This is a genomic window from Arundinibacter roseus, assembly GCF_004348825.1.
GTDB lineage: Bacteria > Bacteroidota > Bacteroidia > Cytophagales > Spirosomataceae > Arundinibacter > Arundinibacter roseus.
In genome coordinates this window covers 171,646-185,351 of record NZ_SMJU01000004.1, presented here as the reverse complement: position 1 = coordinate 185,351, position 13,706 = coordinate 171,646, and the positions used below count along the sequence as shown (strand labels likewise).

Here is a 13,706-nt window from a genome sequence, read left to right as displayed (position 1 = left end):
AATGTCAGAAAAAGTATCAGATCAGCCTGGATTATATCGTTCCGAATTTGAGCATGACGCTTGTGGGATCGGTTTTCGGGCACACATGAAAGGGCGTAAGTCGCATCAAATTGTCGCCGATGCCATCCACATGTTAGAGCGTATGGATCACAGGGGAGCCTGTGGCTGCGACCCTAATACGGGAGACGGTGCCGGTTTGCTGTTACAAATCCCGCATGAATTTTTCGTGGAAGAAGGTCTGGCGCTGGGTTTTCAGCTGCCTGCGGCTGGTGAATACGGCGTAGGTATGATTTTCTTTCCACAAAATGATGAGGTTCGGGAAGAATGCCGGGATATTCTGAACCGAAAGATCAAAAAACTCGGTATGACCCTGCTGGGCTACCGCAAGGTGCCAACCCTGAACGACACGCTCGGCGATGGATCACTTTCGGTGGAGCCTTATGTTGAACAGCTTTTTGTGAAACAGCCTGACCTAATCGAGGACGACCTTGCCTTTGAACGCAAGTTGTTCATTTTGCGACAGGTCGTCACGAAGCTGATTGCGGGTGTGAAAGGTGCCAAAGATCAGTTTTACTTTTCTTCGCTTTCGAGCCGGACTATTTCCTATAAAGGTCAGCTGACTACAAATCAACTAAAATATTATTTCCCCGATCTGGATAACGAATCGGTCGTTTCGGCCTTTGCGGTTGTACACTCGCGGTTTTCTACCAATACATTCCCTTCCTGGAAATTGGCGCAGCCTTTCCGCTACATTGCTCACAACGGTGAGATCAACACCGTTAAAGGAAATGTAAACTGGATACGTGCCGGTGAAAAAGCATTTGAATCTGATTTCTTCACCAAAGAAGAAATGGAGATGATTTTGCCAATTTGCGACGCCAAACAATCCGACTCGGCCAATCTTGACAACGCTATTGAATTGCTTTATCTATCCGGTCGGTCTTTACCGCACGTCATGATGATGCTGATTCCGGAAGCCTGGGACGGCAATGAGCAGATGGACCCTGTTCGCCGGGCGTTCTATGAATACCACGCAGCTATTATGGAACCCTGGGATGGCCCCGCGTCGATTTCGTTTACAGATGGCAAGATCGTTGGCGCTACGCTCGACCGAAATGGTCTGCGCCCTTCCCGGTATTGGGTGCTTAACGACGATACGATCATTATGGCCTCCGAGGCCGGAGTGCTGGAAGTAGATCAGTCGAAGGTTGTAATGAAAGGACGCCTGCAACCCGGACGAATGTTTGTGGTAGATATGGAGCAGGGCCGTATTATTCCTGATGAAGAATTGAAGAATGAAATTTGCGCCCGCAAACCTTATCAGGAATGGCTCGACGAATATAAACTTCACGTTTCGGATCTGGATCAGCCGATCCGGATGTATCGTCAATACGACGATCATGCCCTGATTAAGCGTCAAATGGCCTTCGGGTTTTCTTCGGAAGACCTGCGGATGATCCTCGCGCCGATGGCTCAGTCTGGAATGGAAGCGATTGGTTCGATGGGAACAGACGTTCCGTTGGCTATTTTGTCTGAACAAAGTCAGCACTTGTCCAACTACTTCAAGCAGTTATTTGCTCAGGTTACCAACCCGCCGATTGATTCTATTCGGGAGCGTTCCATCATGTCGCTGATTGGTTTTGTGGGAGCAACCGAAAATATATTGACCGAAACACCGCTTCACTGCCGCCAAATCGAGCTACCTCATCCGGTACTTACCGTACAGGAGTTTGATACACTTCGGTTTGTAGACAAGAACCATTTTCAGGCAAAAACTATTAACACCTATTTCCGCGCAGATCAGAGCGGCAAAGGCCTCGAACGAGCACTCGAACGGATTTGTCAGTATGCCGAAGATGCCATAGAAGACGGATTTGAGTTAATCATTCTGTCCGATCGTGCCATTGATTCAGATCACGCCCCGGTTCCTTCGTTATTGGTAGTTTCGGCAGTTCACCACCACCTGATTCGCCGGGGTTTACGTGGAAAGGTCGGAATTTTGGTAGAAGCCGGAGACATTTGGGAAACTCATCACTTTGCAACGCTCATCGGGTATGGTGCATCGGGTATTTGTCCCTACATGGCGTTTGAGTCGCTTTCGTTCATGAACCGCTCCGGTCGGATTGAAGGCGATTTTACTGACGAAAAATTATATTACAACTACATAAAGGCTGTTAATAAAGAGCTTTTGAAGATATTCTCGAAAATGGGAATTTCTACCTTGCAGTCGTATCAGGGCGCACAAATTTTCGAATGCCTTGGTTTGAATAAAGAAGTAGTTGACAAATATTTTACCGGAACCATCTCCCGCATTGGCGGAATGGGTATCAACGAAATAGCACGGGAAGTATTGGTACGTCACAAAGTGGCCTATCCCGAAACTCCTACCCTGCGCCCGCACCTGGAAGTCGGCGGCTTTTATCAGTGGAAACAACGGGGGGAAGCCCATACGTTTAATCCGCAAACCGTGCACCTGTTGCAGCAATGCACCAAAGAAAATGATTATTCGATTTTCAAAAAATACTCAAAACTAATCGACGATCAAAGTCAGAAAGCAATGACTTTGCGTGGTTTGATGCAATTCAAAAAAGGTACGCCAATTCCGATTGAAGAAGTAGAACCGGTTGAAAGTATTTTCAGAAGATTTGCCTCCGGTGCGATGTCGTTCGGATCAATATCCTGGGAAGCGCATACCACATTGGCCATTGCCATGAACCGTATTGGTGGTAAGTCCAACTCGGGCGAAGGCGGCGAAGATGAACTACGATTCAACACGTTGCCGAATGGTGATAGCCTCAATTCGGCCATCAAACAGGTGGCTTCCGGTCGATTTGGCGTAACAAGTCACTACCTCAGCAATGCGCAGGAGCTACAAATCAAAATGGCGCAGGGTGCGAAGCCCGGCGAAGGTGGACAGCTTCCGGGTCATAAAGTAGATGACTGGATCGGTCGCACGCGGCATTCTACGCCGGGTGTAGGGTTGATTTCTCCTCCGCCTCACCACGATATTTATTCCATTGAGGATCTGGCGCAGCTGATTTTTGATCTCAAAAATGCCAATCGTCAGGCGCGAATCAGCGTAAAGCTTGTGTCAGAAGCAGGCGTTGGAACCGTAGCGACGGGTGTGGCCAAAGCTCACGCCGATCATATTCTGATTGCCGGTTATGATGGTGGCACGGGAGCCTCGCCTTTAAGTTCGATCAGGCATGCAGGCTTGCCCTGGGAACTTGGATTGGCCGAAACGCACCAAACGCTGGTAAAAAATAAGTTGCGGGGTCGGGTGACGATTCAGGCTGATGGACAAATCCGGACCGGTCGCGACATGGCGATTGCGGCTTTGCTTGGTGCCGAAGAATGGGGCGTGGCTACTGCCGCCCTCGTGGCAGCGGGCTGTATCATGATGCGCAAGTGTCACCTCAATACCTGCCCTGTCGGCGTGGCTACTCAGCGCAAGGAGTTAAGAGCACTCTTTACCGGAAAACCTGAGCACGTGGTAAATATGTTTTACTTCATGGCGCAGGAAATGAGGGAAATCATGGCACAACTCGGTTTCCACTCGGTCAACGAAATGGTTGGTCAGGTGCAGTACCTGGAAATGCGGCAGGATTTGAAACACTGGAAATATAAGAATCTGAATTTCGATCCAATTCTGTACAAAGAAAATGCTGGTTTTGATGTAGCGCAGTTCAAGCAGGAAGAGCAGGATCACGGCATTGATGCTGTTCTGGATTTGGAATTGATTGAAAAAGCCAAACCTGCTCTGGAAAATGCCGAGGAAGTATACGCTGAATTCCCAATCATTAACCTCAACCGCGCTGTCGGGACGATGTTATCGAATGAGATTTCTAAAACATATGCTGGCACAGGCCTGCCAACGGGTACGATTCACTTCAAATTCAGAGGGACCGCCGGACAAAGTTTTGGGGCTTTCAATACCGCTGGTATTCGCCTTGAACTGGAAGGCGACGCCAATGACTATTTTGGAAAAGGTCTCTGCGGCGCTGAACTTGTCGTATACCCCGACCGCGACGCAAAGTTTAGTCCGGAGGACAATATCATCGTGGGTAATGTGGCCTTTTACGGAGCTACTTCCGGGGAAGCATTCATCCGTGGAACTGCTGGTGAGCGTTTTTGCGTACGGAACTCTGGCGCCAAGGTAGTGGTAGAAGGCGTGGGTGACCACGGCTGCGAGTACATGACTGGCGGCGTGGCGGTAATTCTGGGTGAAACCGGACGCAACTTTGCCGCCGGGATGTCGGGCGGTGTAGCCTATGTGTGGGACAAAGCGCAGGATTTCCGTGAAAAAGTCAATGGAGATATGGTTTCTGTGACTTCGCTAAACCCGGAAGATGAAAGCATTCTTCGTCAATTGGTCGACAAGCATTTCCAATACACGACCAGTAATGTGGCCTTTATGATTTCTCAAAACTGGCAGCAAATCATCGGTCAGTTTGTGAAAGTCCTGCCGAATGACTTCAAGACCGCCCTGGAAAGTCGGAATATCACCTTATCGCAACAAATCAATGATAAGAATGTGGTGTATAAAGACATCGTGATTGATGTGGCGCAGTCCTGATAATTTTTCATTTTGATTTTTAAAACAGTATATATAGGTATGGGAAAACCAACCGGATTTTTAGAGTTTGATCGTGAATTGCCCAAAAAACGCCCTGTTGAAGAACGGATTCATGATTATAAAGAAATAGAAACAGTTCACCACGAACAGGATTCGATTAAGCAGGCGGCGCGCTGCATGGATTGCGGGATTCCGTTTTGTCACAATGGCTGCCCACTCGGGAATATAATTCCTGAGTTCAATGATGCTGTATACGACCAAAATTGGGCGTTGGCTTATGACATTCTGGCTTCCACCAACAATTTCCCGGAATTTACAGGCCGTATTTGTCCCGCTCCCTGCGAGTCGTCTTGTGTACTTGGAATTAATAAACCGCCTGTTGCCATTGAGTTTATTGAAAAATCAATTGCTGAAAAAGCTTTTGAACTCAATTTGATTCAGCCTCGAATTCCTAAAAAACGGACAGGCAAAAAAGTAGCCGTGGTGGGCTCCGGCCCGGCCGGGATGGCGGCTGCCTCTCAGCTCAATCAGGCCGGACATTCGGTAACGCTTTTTGAGCGGGCTGACAAAATCGGCGGGCTGCTGCGCTACGGTATTCCGGATTTTAAATTGGAGAAAAAATATATCGACCGCCGTCTCGCCATTATGGAGCAGGAAGGTATCGAGTTCCGAACCAATGTGCAGGTTGGTGTAACCATTAAAGCGGACGAACTACTCCGCGATTTTGATGCCGTGGTTCTTTCAACCGGCTCGACCGTTCCCCGGGATTTGAAAATTGAAGGCCGTCCGCTGAAAGGCGTGTACTTTGCCATGGAGTTTTTGAGTCAGCAAAACAAACGAGTAGCCGAACTTCCCGTGGCGGTGGATCATCAGGGAATGAAATATACCAATGGCGAACTATTAGCGACTAACAAAAATGTAGTTGTGATTGGCGGAGGAGATACCGGCTCCGACTGCGTGGGTACATCCAATCGGCACGGCGCAGCTTCGGTTACGCAGATCGAGCTTTTACCCATGCCTCCCAAAGATCGTGATGAAAGTACACCATGGCCCAATTGGCCCATGATGCTACGGACCTCTACCTCACACGAAGAGGGCGCTGACCGTAAATGGTCTATCAATACAAAATCGTTTGTGGGAGATGAAGAGGGAAATCTGAAAGCCCTTAAAATTGTAGAACTTGACTGGCAAAAAGACCCAGCAACCGGACGCCTGAGTATGCAGGAAGTAGCGGGAAGCGAACGGGAAATTCCCTGCGAACTCGCGCTGTTGGCTGCTGGCTTTTTACATCCACAGCAGGAAGGACTGCTCAACAGTCTTGAACTGGAATATGACGAACGTGGAAATATCAAAACCAATAAGTATCAATCAGTCTCCAACGAAAAAGTGTTTGCTGCCGGTGATTGCCGTCGGGGGCAGTCGCTTGTGGTATGGGCAATCAGCGAAGGACGAGAAGCTGCTCGTGCAGTGGATGAATATTTGATGGGTGAGTCGCTGCTCGAAGCAAAGTCGGTATCGATGCTTACGCCACAATTTGCGAAAGTATAGCCGATTGCGAAACTTTTTGTAAGAGGATGCTGCTGGTAAAGTAGCATCCTCTTTTTTGTTTCATCAACTAATTTTTCACCAAAACCATGAACTCTACCTACCAAATTCCGGCAGGAACCCGCATCGGCCATGTACATTTAAAAGTCGCTGATCTATCTCGCGCCCTGTACTTTTATTGTGACTTACTGGGCTTTACAAAAACCGCAACGTACGGCGAAGACGCTGCCTTTGTGTCGGCGGGAGGCTATCATCACCACATTGGGCTCAATACCTGGCAGAGCAAAGGTGCCGGACCTGCCCCCCGATTCAGCACGGGACTTTTTCATACAGCCATTCTTTTTCCAACTCGTAAAGATTTGGCAATTGCTTTGAAACGTCTGACGGATGCAAGGTATCCTCTTACAGGAGCGGCAGATCACGGAGTTTCGGAGGCAATTTACCTGGACGACCCGGACAAAAATGGCGTAGAATTGTACTGGGATCGCCCGCAGGAAGAATGGCCTAGGAATTCTGATGATTCCATAAAGATGTATACGCGCCCGCTTGATCTTGAAAACCTTTTACGTGAAGTGGAATAACCGGAAATGATTTTTTCAAAAAACCTTCGAGGGTGACAAAGGTCACAGGCGAAGGTTTTTTTTTGTCGTACTATTGAGCCAAATAGAACGCAGGTCGGTCCTCCGGCCTGAATTTTCACATTTTTCATAGTACCATTATGGCTGCTTTCTTTTTCGCACTAGTCATGCTTCACCTTGTGGCGGGTTTTGGCTGGGTTTTATACAAAATTGCCTTTCAAAAAAGTGAATCCAAATGAAAAACCTATCGCTCACTCTACTTTTGGGATTTTCTGTATTGGTTTCCTGCCAAAATAAAATCACCCAACCTCCCTCACAGATAGCTTCTGCAAGCGGTACAACTGAAAGGTACCAAACCCTGGGAGATTCGCTTTCCCAAAGCGCCCAAAAAGCAGTTATGCAAGCACTTATGAAGGCAATTTCTGAAAAAGGAACCGCTCATGCCGTTGATTTTTGTAACACCAATGCCTTACCTATTCTTGCCGGACAAACGGCAGGTAAACAGATTCGGATTGAACGCATTTCCGAAAAATATCGAAATCCGGCAGATAAACCCACTCTCAAAGATTTGCCTGTTTTGCACTCTTTTGCCAAAAAACACGCAGACAAGGAGCCGCTCAAACCGATACTTATCGAAAACAAAAAACAGGCAATTTATTTCAAACCAATTTTGGTAGCGATGCCTACCTGCCTGAAATGCCACGGCGATCCTACCACCGACATTGAGCCTACTACCTTACGGGTGATTCAGGAAAAATATCCTGACGACCGCGCCACCGGCTACGCTTCCGGAGATTTTAGAGGGCTTTGGAAAATTACCTTTCTAAAATAATAGCAATCATTATTTATTAGTCATTACCACTCGGACGGTCACATGCAACTGACCTAAATGACGCATGCTGTGCTCAGCAGCATGTACAAAAAGTCCCAATACTGTCGAGGGAAGTTGTGCTCTCCCTACCCCACGAACCTCCGTCAGCACATGTTCGTCCGTTTGCAACAACTGTCTCAGCGCTCTATCTACCTGTTTATCAAACGCTTCTATCAATTCATCAGGAGAAATAGAGGAAGCAATCCCCTCGGCTTTCAGAAATTGCAACTGACCACTCGTCAGCGCTTCTGCACGTGCATACGTGAACAGTCGATCCAAAACTCCCGTCAGATGCTGCAAATGAAAACCTACTGACGCTACTCCTGCGGGTTTTGCCCAAAGTTTTACGGGGTCAAATCCATTCATTAAGGTGTGAAGCTCTTCTCTTGCCTGCAAAAGCGCATGTGCAACCGGCTGTACAAATGGCGAATACTCGGGCAAAGGCCCCCGAAGCCAAACTTCGCGTGTGTTCAGTGAATTTTCCATATTAAAAACCAAACAATTAAATCAATCTGTTGTATTTTTCAAAGAATATATAGCTGATACATGTATTTTTATATGATTTTACCGCTATCTTTGTCCGGTAAAATTATGAATCACAAACCCTTTATTTTATGCTCGAAACAATAGGATATTTGGCGGGCTTTCTGACCACCCTCGCTTTTGTGCCTCAGGTCATGCACATTTACAAAACCAAATCTGCCAAGGATGTATCTCTCGCCATGTTTTTGCTTTTTACGGTTGGCGTCTTGATGTGGCTTACTTACGGTGTGATGACCAATTCGTTTCCGGTAGTTGCGGCCAATGCGGTTACTTTGTTATTATCACTAACCATTTTGTTTTTCAAATTTAAGTATCGCAATCCCAACGGTATTTAACACATTCAGTTTCTCTTTTTCTGGTTATTTGCGTTTCCTGCCAACTACATTTGCAGGATTTTTTTATTTATATCCTCTGATAAAGTTAACCTGACGGCTATGGTGTTTTCACCAACTACCCCGTAGGAGCGTGTTGCTGATGAAAACACCAAAAAAGGCGTAACAGCCAAAATACAAAAAAGCATCGCTATTCACGATGCCCTTGTAACTAAGAGATACCTACATAAATTACCCCACAAGTTCAGCATCAAGGCTTAGCTCCGCGGTAAGTAACTTTGAAATTGGACATTCCTTTTTTGACTTTTCTGCGATTTCAGCAAATTGTTCTGCTTCAATTCCCGGAATTGTTGCTTTCAGCACCAAATGACTTTTTGTAATAGCCCCTTGTGCAGGATCTAATGAAACTATGGCAGTTACGTTCAACTCATCGGCAGTAAAACCTGCGGCATTGAGTTCAAAGCTAAGTTTCATAGCAAAGCAGCCTGCATGTGCAGCGGCAATCAGTTCTTCGGGATTGGTGCCAATTCCTTCTGCAAAACGAGTATTAAACGAATATTGGGCGTTGTCCAAAACAGTACTTTGGGTACTTACAGTTCCGGTGCCCTCTTTTCCTGTTCCTTTCCAAATGGCGGTCGCTTTTCTGTTAATCATAGTCTATGAAGGTTTTATGAGTTATAAATTCCTGAACGTATATAACGGTTATTAAGATCAAACTGTTCGCAAAAGCCTAGCTTTTCCATTAGCCTCTACTTTTCACTAAGTTTTTTTGGTTGAATTGAGGAATTACTTTATTTATGCAATCCATCAGATTAAACCTGACGCCTGCGTAGGGGTCTAACCCGCAATAAAATGTCAGAACGGGAGTTTGATACAGGAACTTTACTCAAATTTTTCTATCCATTTTTAACTTTAATTTTTTGCCATGAAAAAGATCCTTTTTGCCTTAACCCTTTTTGCTACTGCTTTCACGATGAGTTGTCAAGGCCCCGCCGGACCCGAAGGTCTGGAAGGACTTCCCGGCCCAAGAGGCCCTCAGGGAGAACCCGGCGTCAATATTTTGGGAACTGTGTTTGATATTACGGGAACATTCAATACTGGAAATGATTATCGCATTTATTTTGAATTTCCGGCTGATGAGGTGGAGGTTTTTGAGTCTGATGCCGTTTTTGTCTATCGTTTGTGGGAAACGATTGAAGACGGAAACGAGGACATCCCCGTTTGGCGTTTGTTACCGCAAACCACTTTCTTGCCTCAGGGAGCTTTGCAGTACAACTTCGATCATACGTTTCTGGATGTGAGTGTTTTTATTGATACGCAGTTCAATCGCACCACGCTCGAACCTCGCTGGACGAATAACCAAACCTTCCGCGTAGTGATTATTCCGGCAGATTTTGCAGCCAATGGTCGTTTGGGAAAAGAAGTTGATTTTACGAACTATGAGGAAGTTCAGGAGTTGCTTCAATTGAATGATCGCTCTATCAAGAAGTATTCAACTAAGAATTGATTGAATTTTCATTTGGCACAAAAACGGCTCAGCAAAATCTGCTGAGCCGTTTTTGTATGGTGTTGGAGATACTTGTCAGTTAATCAATATTTCATCCATAAAGACCCAGCCGGGCTCGCCTTTGGAACTGTGCCAGGGAGGTAATTTTGCCAGAGGTACGGCAATCACCTTGATATATTTGAGCGGCTGAGCCGTAAAAGAAAACTCATAAAGCAGATCTTCATTTCGCGGATCTTTTTCCGCAGGAATTGGTAGTTTTTTTGAACCCAGTAGTTTCAATTTACCGGCTTCCATCCCACCCCAAACTTCGAGCCGAACGGGCGGAAAAATGCTGGAACCGATATTTTGTAGCATACTTAATGAAACCTGCCGGGCAGATATTGGTTTTTGAAAATAGAACATAGCTGACAACGGTTCTTCCCGAAATCCAACCCATTTTCCATTTTTGAAATCACGGTCACTTTTTACGCCATCAATTAATACTTTTCCCGCTTGTCCTGCATACTGCTGACCGGGTTTGGTAAGCAGCTGCACGCTGTCAGGTTTAGAAGTCGTGCGGTAATAGGTCCGCTCAACGCTTCCGCTGCCGTACCATCCGGGTTTGAAAGCCCTGGCAATCAGGCGGGTATTTTCTTTAATCTGAATTCCATTTTTATACACGAGCGACGACAGGCTGTCGGGTTGCGTGCCATCCACTGTGTAGCGAATAACCGTTCCGGCAATTTGATGTTTCAGACGGATTTGCGATTCTCCTTTTATGATTTGCTCTTTGGTTTCGATCAGCGGAGGATTTAGCTGAAGCACCACCGTATCACTCCGAAATCCGGACTCAAAGGTGACGTTCTTCATTTCATTTCTAATTTTCACAAAATCTTCCGGAGAAATTGCAGTATTCCACAAATACAGCCGTTGCAAAGAACTGATTTCTTTTAACTTCTGAATATCAGTCGATTGAATGGTATTTCCAGTCAATGAAAGTTCTCGCAACTTAGACAATTTTGTAAGATCATTCAACGCTTTTCCAGTGATTCCGGTGAAATTCAGAACCAGTTTGCGAAGGTTGGAAAATTGTGAAATCGTCGCCAAATCGCTATCCTGTAAAGGCATGAAGCTCGCATCGAGAACCACAATTTGTTCTTTTATGGGAGAAAGCTCCGTCAGATCCGAACTTTTGAAAGAAGCTGCATTGAAGAAATTGACAGTCAAACCGGGAGAGTTAGCCGACAAAGGAGTTATGACGCGATAGTTGGTAGTTAATTCACGAATAGTTTTGTCGGACGCAGCGGCAAAATCAAAAGTTTCAGCTGCACCACCAGATTGCAGCCGATTGGAAGCAAAGATAAATAGTGGATCCTGAGCCGGGAACTCAACAACTTTACTCATAAAACTTGCCCCACGTCGAATCCAACTTTCCAAAACCTGAATCTCCTCTGCGGTTAGCTGGGTTTTGCCCTTAGGCGGCATGTGTTTTTTATCGTCCGGAGCAAGGTGAACCCGCCGCAGCAATAATCCAAGATCAGCCTGCGTGGTATCCCAGGGCGTACCGTTTTTCCCGCCTTTTTGGAGAAGTTCGGCGGTGGTCATAATCAGTTCGCCTTTGGCTTTGTTGGTATTATGGCAACTCACGCATTTTTCTTCCAAAATAGGTTGTACCACATGAGCAAACACAAGCGCCTCGTCAAGCGCTACAGATTCAGTTTCATTGGCCGGAAGAAGCGGACTAATCAGAAAAGATTCTCCATGCGTCAAATTTCCTCCTAAGTGCCCGGTAGCGAGCATCAGAACCACCGCTACCCCAGAAAACAAGCGAGCAGGCAGAACTTTGGCCATTAAAGCAGAGCGGAAACTATACCAACCGAAACTAAGAAAAGCCGTGGCGACGCCGGTCCACTTATGCCAGAAAATCATCTCTGCCTCGTACCCTTCCTCCTGAGAAAGCAAAATTCCCATTAAAGCAGTAAGCGTTGCTGTGAACGCTCCGGCCAAAAGTACGTCGTCGGTCCAGTCAGGAAGTTTTGCATTCGGGGAAGGCGGGCGAGGGAAAAACAACACCGCCAGTCCGTAAAGCACCAGAAGTGTGATGGGGAAATGCAACAGCAACGGATGCATGCGCCCAACAACCTGCAGCCAGGCCGGAATTTGAATTCGGCTTTCGAATAGGAGAATAAAAGCCAGAAAACAGCAAAGAAAAAAAGTACTGTTATATAGTAAGGTTCTGAAACGCAGCATAATGAAAAATACAACAGGCAAGGGAGGTAGTTACGAAAACTTGGAAACTCAGGCGATGATACCGTTCACAACCTTCCCGGCTACGTCCGTCAGACGGTAGCGGCGGCCGAGATGTTTGTAGGTCAATTTTTCATGATCCATTCCCATCAAATGCAAAATCGTGGCATGAAAGTCATTGACATGAACAGGATCTTTGACAATATTATAGCCAAACTCGTCCGTTTCGCCATATACGCCAGGCTTCACTCCGCCTCCGGCCATCCAAATCGTAAAACAGCGCGGGTGGTGATCACGACCATAATTGTCGGGCGCCAATTTTCCCTGGCAGTAGTTAGTACGGCCAAACTCCCCGCCCCATATTACCAGCGTTTCGTCAAGCAGTCCTCGTTGTTTCAAATCGGTGATAAGTGCAGCCGAGGCCTGATCTACATCCTGACATTGGCCCCGGAGCTCGTTTGGCAAGTTGCCGTGGGAGTCCCACCCCTGATGATACAGCTGCACAAAACGAACGCCTTTTTCGGAAAGCTTGCGGGCAAGCAGCACATTGGCAGCGTAGGTACCGGGCACAAGGCATTCAGGGCCGTATAATTTGACGGTACTTTCAGGCTCTTTGCTGATGTCCGTAATTTCGGGCACAGCCGTTTGCATCCGAAACGCCATTTCGTACTGCTGAATTTTAGTATTTATCTCAGGATCACCAAACTCTGCGTACGTACTTTGGTTCAATTCTGCTAGTTTGTCCAACATTTTTCGTCGCTCCGTCTGACTCATTCCGTCGGGGTCGTTGAGGTACAAAACGGGGTTTTCGCCGCTACTAAATTGCACGCCCTGATGCACGGAATCCAGGAAGCCGTTGGTCCACAATTTGGAGTAAACGCCTTGTCCGTTACCCTTGCCTCGCGAAAGCAACACACAGTAAGCAGGCAGATTTTTGTTTTCGCTGCCAAGCCCATAGCTCAGCCATGCGCCCATACTGGGTCGGTTGCCAACCTGCGCTCCGGTTTGAAAGAAAGTCAGGGCCGGATCATGGTTAATAGCCTCGGTATGAATGGTTTTTATAAAACAAATATCATTGGCTACCCGTGAAATATTGGGCAGTAACTCGCTAATCCAGGCGCCACCATCGCCATATTGTTTAAAGTTAAAAGCGGAGCCCGCCAACGGGAAAGTTGCCTGTCCGGCGGTCATTCCGGTGAGGCGCTGCTCTCCTCGAATGGAGGCGGGCAAATCCTGACCCTGCATTTTGTTCAGGGTTGGTTTGTAATCAAATAAATCGAGCTGAGAGGGTGCGCCATTTTGAAACAAATAAATGATGCGTTTGGCTTTGGGTGCAAAATGAGCCAGGCCATTGAGCATTTCCTGAGAATCAGGATCGCCACCTCCCTTAAACAAATCGGGAATCAGTAGCGAGCCTAATGCGGCACTGCCAAGTCCGAGACTTAATTTTGACAAAAAATGACGTCTATTTTGATTTAAACCGAATTCAAAAATATTTTTTTCCATAGGGATTGTCTGTGAAATTCTC

10 protein-coding genes are annotated in these 13,706 nt (G+C 46.7%); 6 read left to right on the top strand and 4 right to left on the bottom strand.

The genetic code is table 11. The features are described 5' to 3' along the window. Window position 1 precedes the first annotated feature (1 nt). From gltB to EZE20_RS07260, 4 genes are all read left to right on the top strand, one after another. Window positions 2-4,576 (top strand): glutamate synthase large subunit, encoded by a 4,575-nt coding sequence (gene gltB / locus EZE20_RS07275; RefSeq protein ID WP_132116045.1) that lies wholly within the window; start codon window positions 2-4, stop codon window positions 4,574-4,576. Between the two features lie 39 nt (window positions 4,577-4,615). Further along, on the top strand, window positions 4,616-6,124 hold the full coding sequence (locus tag EZE20_RS07270) for a glutamate synthase subunit beta (protein ID WP_132116043.1): 1,509 nt from the start codon (window positions 4,616-4,618) through the stop codon (window positions 6,122-6,124). A gap of 86 nt (window positions 6,125-6,210) precedes the next feature. Continuing rightward, window positions 6,211-6,702, top strand: a complete 492-nt coding sequence (locus EZE20_RS07265) for a VOC family protein (protein ID WP_132116041.1) — start codon at window positions 6,211-6,213, stop codon at window positions 6,700-6,702. 232 nt (window positions 6,703-6,934) lie between these two features. Continuing rightward, a complete protein-coding gene (locus tag EZE20_RS07260) occupies window positions 6,935-7,531 on the top strand; it encodes a Tll0287-like domain-containing protein (protein WP_132116039.1) in 597 nt (198 codons plus the stop codon). A 9-nt stretch (window positions 7,532-7,540) separates the two neighbouring features. Here EZE20_RS07260 and EZE20_RS07255 read toward each other — a convergent pair whose 3' ends face one another. After that, a complete protein-coding gene (locus EZE20_RS07255) occupies window positions 7,541-8,056 on the bottom strand; it encodes a DinB family protein (RefSeq protein WP_132116037.1) in 516 nt (171 codons plus the stop codon). A gap of 128 nt (window positions 8,057-8,184) precedes the next feature. Between EZE20_RS07255 and EZE20_RS07250 the strand changes: the two genes are divergently transcribed. Further along, window positions 8,185-8,448: a SemiSWEET transporter gene (locus EZE20_RS07250; RefSeq protein WP_132116035.1), complete on the top strand. Its 264-nt coding sequence runs from the start codon at window positions 8,185-8,187 to the stop codon at window positions 8,446-8,448. A 228-nt stretch (window positions 8,449-8,676) separates the two neighbouring features. Here EZE20_RS07250 and EZE20_RS07245 read toward each other — a convergent pair whose 3' ends face one another. Further along, the gene (locus tag EZE20_RS07245; protein ID WP_132116033.1) at window positions 8,677-9,099 is read right to left on the bottom strand and encodes an OsmC family protein; all 423 of its coding nucleotides are present in this window, start codon (window positions 9,097-9,099) and stop codon (window positions 8,677-8,679) included. 271 nt (window positions 9,100-9,370) lie between these two features. On the opposite strand from EZE20_RS07245, the gene EZE20_RS07240 reads away from it, so the two are divergent. Continuing rightward, entirely contained in the window at window positions 9,371-9,952 is a 582-nt protein-coding gene (locus EZE20_RS07240; RefSeq protein ID WP_132116031.1) for a collagen-like triple helix repeat-containing protein, read from the top strand. A gap of 75 nt (window positions 9,953-10,027) precedes the next feature. On the opposite strand, the gene EZE20_RS07235 is transcribed toward EZE20_RS07240, so the two are convergent. After that, on the bottom strand, window positions 10,028-12,202 hold the full coding sequence (locus EZE20_RS07235) for an FN3 associated domain-containing protein (RefSeq protein WP_132116029.1): 2,175 nt from the start codon (window positions 12,200-12,202) through the stop codon (window positions 10,028-10,030). Between the two features lie 27 nt (window positions 12,203-12,229). After that, window positions 12,230-13,684: a DUF1501 domain-containing protein gene (locus tag EZE20_RS07230; RefSeq protein WP_132116027.1), complete on the bottom strand. Its 1,455-nt coding sequence runs from the start codon at window positions 13,682-13,684 to the stop codon at window positions 12,230-12,232. Between the last annotated feature and the right edge of the window lie 22 nt (window positions 13,685-13,706).

Excerpts from the sequence above, each read along its gene's own strand:
- EZE20_RS07230 (WP_132116027.1), bottom strand. The coding sequence starts at position 13,684 with ATGGAAAAAAATATTTTTGAATTCGGTTTAAATCAAAATAGACGTCAT.
- EZE20_RS07270 (WP_132116043.1), top strand. The coding sequence starts at position 4,616 with ATGGGAAAACCAACCGGATTTTTAGAGTTTGATCGTGAATTGCCCAAA.
- EZE20_RS07240 (WP_132116031.1), top strand. The coding sequence starts at position 9,371 with ATGAAAAAGATCCTTTTTGCCTTAACCCTTTTTGCTACTGCTTTCACG.
- gltB (WP_132116045.1), top strand. The coding sequence starts at position 2 with ATGTCAGAAAAAGTATCAGATCAGCCTGGATTATATCGTTCCGAATTT.
- EZE20_RS07250 (WP_132116035.1), top strand. The coding sequence starts at position 8,185 with ATGCTCGAAACAATAGGATATTTGGCGGGCTTTCTGACCACCCTCGCT.
- EZE20_RS07260 (WP_132116039.1), top strand. The coding sequence starts at position 6,935 with ATGAAAAACCTATCGCTCACTCTACTTTTGGGATTTTCTGTATTGGTT.
- EZE20_RS07255 (WP_132116037.1), bottom strand. The coding sequence starts at position 8,056 with ATGGAAAATTCACTGAACACACGCGAAGTTTGGCTTCGGGGGCCTTTG.
- EZE20_RS07265 (WP_132116041.1), top strand. The coding sequence starts at position 6,211 with ATGAACTCTACCTACCAAATTCCGGCAGGAACCCGCATCGGCCATGTA.
- EZE20_RS07245 (WP_132116033.1), bottom strand. The coding sequence starts at position 9,099 with ATGATTAACAGAAAAGCGACCGCCATTTGGAAAGGAACAGGAAAAGAG.